Annotated in this window: 1 protein-coding gene; it reads left to right on the top strand. The window is 65.7% G+C overall.

Annotated features, from left to right (window positions below; all coding sequences use genetic code 11):
* Positions 1-62: 62 nt before the first annotated feature.
* Complete coding sequence (locus QMF80_RS37910; protein WP_283461981.1) at positions 63-977, top strand: IS982 family transposase; 915 nt, start codon at positions 63-65, stop codon at positions 975-977.
* The last annotated feature ends 33 nt before the right edge of the window (positions 978-1,010 follow it).

The following is a 1,010-nucleotide window of genomic DNA, read 5'->3' as shown; positions in this document are numbered from 1 at the left end:
CTAGATGAATGAGTCCAAGGGATGGCCTGCGGACATGGCACGAGGGCGTCCAGTGTCGATGTGTGAAGAACGACGTGAACACCCTCGCAACAGCACTCTATGCCCGGATCGATGACGAGTTGAAGGCTTCGCCGTGGTTGGCTCCATGGCGTCCGAAGGTCGGGATCATGCCCACGCTCAGTGACGCGGAGCTGCTCACGCTGGCCGTGATGTCGGCGCTGCTCGGTTACACGTCCGAGCGGCGCTGGCTGCGCCGCGTGGATCGTGACTTCCGCGGCCTGTTCCCCTACGTGCCCCAGCAGTCCGGCTACGGCAAGCGGCTGCGGGCCGCATCGTCCCTGCTCACCAGCATGATCCGGACCCTCGCCCGGGACACCTCACTGTGGAGCGACGACGTGTGGGTGGTCGACTCCACCCCGGTCGGCTGCGGCTGCTCCAGGGAGACCGCCAAACGCTCCGACCTGGCCGGCTGGGCCCAGTACGGCTACTGCGCGTCGCACTCCCGGTACTTCTGGGGCCTGCGCCTTCACCTGGTCTGCACGCTCGGCGGCCTGCCGGTCCTGTTCGCCCTGACCGGGGCGAAGGCCGACGAACGCGAGACGCTGCGCGACATGCTCGACACCTCACCAGAGGTCCGGGCCGACCATCCGCGACAGACGATCATCGGCGACAAGAACTACTACGGCCGAGAGTTCGAGCACGACCTCACCGAACGTGACCTGATTCTGCTGCGTCCGGCCCGCAAGGGCGAGCCCGAGCGGCCCGGCGCGCACCTGTTCAAACCGCTCCGGCAAGTCATCGAGTCGATCAACCAAACCCTCAAGAGCCAGCTCGACCTGGAACGACACGGAGGAAAGACCCCGACCGGGGTGACCGTCCGGGTCCTCTTCCGCATCCTGGCGTTAACCGCCGCGATCTGGTTCAACGACAAGACGGGGCAACCCGTCAAGCGGTCACTGACCGCCTACGATCACTGACCGCGACGACACCCCTTGGACTCATTCATCTAG

The organism is Streptomyces sp. G-G2 (genome assembly GCF_030063135.1).
In the GTDB taxonomy this organism is placed as follows: Bacteria; Actinomycetota; Actinomycetes; order Streptomycetales; family Streptomycetaceae; genus Streptomyces.
This window is presented reverse-complemented; position numbering and strand designations above follow the sequence as displayed.